5 protein-coding genes are annotated in these 3,574 nt (G+C 68.5%); all 5 read right to left on the bottom strand.

Annotation, left to right across the window (positions count from 1 at the left end; translation table 11 throughout):
• Positions 1–39: 39 nt before the first annotated feature.
• The 5 genes from VF330_RS30070 to VF330_RS30050 all read right to left on the bottom strand — a co-directional run bounded on the left by VF330_RS30070 (position 40) and on the right by VF330_RS30050 (position 3,507).
• On the bottom strand, positions 40–270 hold the full coding sequence (locus tag VF330_RS30070) for a hypothetical protein (protein ID WP_330855067.1): 231 nt from the start codon (positions 268–270) through the stop codon (positions 40–42).
• Positions 271–383: 113 nt separating this feature from the next.
• On the bottom strand, positions 384–587 hold the full coding sequence (locus VF330_RS30065) for a cold-shock protein (protein ID WP_330855066.1): 204 nt from the start codon (positions 585–587) through the stop codon (positions 384–386).
• Complete coding sequence (locus VF330_RS30060; RefSeq protein WP_330855065.1) at positions 584–865, bottom strand: hypothetical protein; 282 nt, start codon at positions 863–865, stop codon at positions 584–586. Before VF330_RS30060 ends, VF330_RS30065 begins: the two co-directional genes overlap by 4 nt.
• 749 nt (positions 866–1,614) lie before the next feature.
• Positions 1,615–2,655: an acyl-CoA desaturase gene (locus tag VF330_RS30055; protein ID WP_330855064.1), complete on the bottom strand. Its 1,041-nt coding sequence runs from the start codon at positions 2,653–2,655 to the stop codon at positions 1,615–1,617.
• A complete protein-coding gene (locus VF330_RS30050; RefSeq protein ID WP_330855063.1) occupies positions 2,656–3,507 on the bottom strand; it encodes an AI-2E family transporter in 852 nt (283 codons plus the stop codon).
• Between the last annotated feature and the right edge of the window lie 67 nt (positions 3,508–3,574).

The raw sequence follows: 3,574 nt of genomic DNA, 5'->3' as shown, positions 1-3,574 counted from the left end.
GTCGAGCAGCGTCCCACCGGTTGTCGGCTGGACCGGCGTTCAGCGGTTCGACGACGGGAAGTGACCACCGGCGCTGCCGAGCGCGAGCAGGTCGGTGTACTGGTCCTGCCAGGACCTCTCGGTGGCGAGCAGGTCCGCGAGCCGCTGCACCCACTTCGCGTCGACCGGAGACGCGGCCGCTGCCGCCAGGTGCCGTTCGGTGTCGCCGCGAGCGTTGATCCACTCGGACAACGTGGGACCGAGGGAGGGGCCGCCGTGCGCGTCAGTCATGGGGCGACAGTACTGCCGCGCGCCGGTTTCTCGGTGCGATCTCAGCCGAATGCCTCCTGTGCACGGGGAGCGAACCACCTGACGGTGGCCCGCTCCCCGTGTCTCCTGGGGCTTCAGAGAAGCCGGACAGACATCGCCTGCGGCCCTCTGTCCCCCTGCTGGATCTCGAACTCCACCAGCTGCTTCTCCGGGATGCCCTGGTAGGCGTACTCGTGGACCTCGGAGTGGTGGACGAAGACGTCCGGGCCGCCGCCTTCCGGTGCGATGAAACCGAATCCCTTGGTGCCGTTGAACCACTTCACGGTTCCCTGCGTCATTTACGTTCTCCTTCGGTGGTCCGGTGAACGCTGAGCGCTTCCGGGGAAGTCGGGCTGCTCGGATCGTCGTGAACCGGACGTGCGGCGCGTGGGCGCAGGCTCGACAGGCCCAGCATCTCGAGCAGGTCGCGGCAGTCCTGCAGGTCGCGGCAGTGCTGCGCGACGCGTTGTGCCGCTTGACGTTGCTGGACGGCTCCCGCCTCCTCGGCGGCGAGTCGTGCGTCCGCGAAATCGGCTGCGGCACCGTTGTGCCCGTCGACGTGTCCGGTCCGTGTCATGAACGCACCCACTCGTCGGGCGCGGCGTGAAGGCTTCTGGAGAGCGAGGAGAAGATCTGGCGGTCCGGCGGCAAGCCGGTACTCCGATCTCCGGCAGGAGGCGCGGGCGCCGAGCCGAATCAGATCGGGGGCCGCGGCGGCTGGATGCCGGCAACTGGAACCCCAACCAGGCCGACACTACTCCACCCGGGACAGGTCTGCGCCTCGCTCGTTCTTCGCGGTGGCCTTTGATCGGTCGGCAGTCCGGAACATCGCAGGCGATCGACGCTGTCCCACCGCGGTCTCGGCTCAGCGCTCCGACGGAACTCGCGGTGCGGGCACCGGTTCGCGGAACAGGCACGTCCAGGACGGTCGATCGGACTCGGCCGGGGTGTGCCGGGCTTGCGGCTGGTGCGTCTCGGGTTGGCTGAACAGGACGTTCGCTGAAGACAGGGTCACTTGGTGCTTTCCGTTCGACGGGGATGTCCGGATCTCCGGAAGGAGCATCCGGTGGCGCGGAACGCGGCCACCTCCAGGTCGACGGTACGCCTGTGGCGCCAGTGGCAACCGGTCCGGTGCGGGAAGCCCCTGCTGACACTTCCCGTCCCGGATCCGGCCGGGGTCACGTGAGGCGACCCTCCCGTGCGCGGCCTCGTGCACGGTCTTCGTCAGATACCCGCTCCGCACTGGTGCAACCCGGAACCGGTGAACTCGCTCTTTCCGAGCGGATGCGGTCGTCCGTCCTTAAAGGACTCAATGCTGCGGTGCGGTCACTGCGCCGTACCGCGCAGCGGCGCACCCGCGTCGTGCAGATGGCGGAGAACCTCGGCATAGGAACGAACCATGGTGGTCTTGCTGTACGGGATTCCATGTCGCGCGCAGAAGTTCTCGACGACGGGTTGCGCGTGGCGCAGGTTGGGGCGGGGCATGTGCGGGTAGAGGTGGTGCTCGATCTGGTGGTTGAGCCCGCCGAGCAGGGCGTCGACCCAGCGGCCGCCGGTCACGTTGCGGGAGGTGAGCACCTGCTTGTGGAGGTGGTCGAGGCGCTGGTCACCGGTGATGATCGGCATTCCCTTGTGGTTGGGCGCGAACGAGCACCCGAGGTAGACGCCCATCAGCCCCTGGTGCACGGCGATGAACACGATGGCCTTCAGCGGGGAGAGGACCAGGAAGACCGCCACCAGGTAGGCCGCCAACGGCACGATCTGGAGTGCTGCCTCGCGCCACGGGTTGCGCAGCTCGCGGCGGCACAGGGCGACGACGCCGGAGATCCGCAGCACGGCCGCTTCGGCGAGCAGCAGCGGGAAGAACAGGAACGCCTGGCGCCGGACGATCCACGCGTTCAGGCCGCGTTTGCTCCTGGTCTGGGCGCGGCTGAAGGCGAGGGCGTGGATCTCGATGTCCGGGTCGTGGTCCTCGTGGTTGGGGTTGGCGTGGTGGCGGTTGTGCTTGGCGACCCACCACTGGTAGCTGATGCCGGTGAGACTGCCGTGCAGGTGCCCGACCAGGTCGTTGTGGCGGTGGCTGCGGAAGATCTGCCGGTGCCCGGCGTCGTGCCCGATGAACGCCAGCTGGGTCGAGGCCACGGCCAGGGCCACGGCGAGCAGCACCTGCCACCACGAGTCGCCCACCAGCACGAAGGCGGTGGCGATCGCGCCGAGCAGGACACCGTTGATGGCCATGCGCAGCGCGTAATAGCCGCGACGGCGGTCCAGCAGGCCCGCGGCTTTGAGTTCTTTGGTCAGTCGGGCGAAATCGCTGCCGCGGGGACGGTCGGCCGTCTCCGTCAGCACGTCGTGCGTCGAGGTCATCTACCTGCTCCGGGTCTCGGTGCCGGCCTCGGTGTCGAGACCGGGTTCATCGGGTGCGGACTCTCCGGGTTCGCTGGTGTGCACGTCGGCGGGCGCCACGTGCTCGTCGGCATCGCTGAGCAGAGAACGGATCCCGGGATTGAGCACCGCCAGCAGCGGCACGGCGAGCAACGCGCCGGCGATGCCCGCGACGAGGAGTCCGCTCGCGATGGCCAGCACCACCGAGAGGGGGTGCAGCTTCACCGCGCGCCCCAGCAGGAACGGTTGCAGGACGTGGCTTTCCAGTTGGTTCACCGCGATGACGATGACCGTCGCGGCCGTGGTGAGCGCGCCCGAGGTGATACCGGACTGGTTGTCCTGCAGAGTTTTCACGGCTCGGTCGGAGAACTCGCTCAAGTGGGTCTCGCTGAGGTGCAGGGGTCCGCTGACGAGCCAGCCGGACACGGTGTCGACGCTGCGGACGAGCTGCGCCGCGAGGTCCGGTACACCGTTGACGAAGGTCGTCACGACGAACGTGAGCAGCCCGCCGAGCACGACGAGCCCGCCCACGAGCACCGCCAGGGTCGCGACAACTCGCGGAATCCGTTTCGGCACGAGGAAACCGACCGCCGGTGTGAGCAACGCTGCCAGCAGCAACGCGATCGCGAGCGGTACGACCAGCGACGCCAGCCTGCCGAGGATGACGCCGATGACGTACAGGGACGCCACCACGACCAGGAAGCGCCAGCCCAGTGCCGCGCCGGTGTGCAGTACCGGGGGAATCGGGCTTCGGGTGGATGACGGGTGCTCGCGTTCGATGCTGACGACGGCTGTACCTCCGTGTCGGTCGCCGACGCCGGGGTCTGGGGTCATCGGTGAGGACGTCGGTGTGCCCGCATGCCTCGGTACGGAGTTCCCCTGCGATCCGGCCACAAACCCG

It is taken from the genome of Lentzea sp. (assembly GCF_036380075.1).
GTDB lineage: Bacteria > Actinomycetota > Actinomycetes > Mycobacteriales > Pseudonocardiaceae > Lentzea.
This window is presented reverse-complemented; position numbering and strand designations above follow the sequence as displayed.